Genomic DNA, 206 nt, shown 5'->3' with positions numbered 1-206 from the left:
GCGATCTCACCCTGCGAATGCCCCACCACCGCGTCCGGCACCACACCCAGCGAACCCCACACCCGCGCCAGACCCACCATCACGGCGAACGACACCGGCTGCACCACATCCACCCGCTCCAGCGAGGCGGCACCCGGCACCTGATTCACCACATCCACCAACGACCAGTCCACATAAGGCTTCAGCGCACCCTCCACCTCCGCCAG

The 206-nt window shown here is 67.5% G+C and carries 1 protein-coding gene; it reads right to left on the bottom strand.

From position 1 onward, the window contains the following. The coding region (locus PUR61_RS17280; RefSeq protein ID WP_329879747.1) for an acyltransferase domain-containing protein at window positions 1-206 on the bottom strand (206 nt) is incomplete at both ends.

Origin of the sequence: Streptomyces sp. BE20 (genome assembly GCF_036322525.1) — a bacterium.
In the GTDB taxonomy this organism is placed as follows: Bacteria; Actinomycetota; Actinomycetes; order Streptomycetales; family Streptomycetaceae; genus Kitasatospora.
Note: the sequence above shows the minus strand (reverse complement) of the source record. Positions and strands in the feature narration are given on the sequence as shown.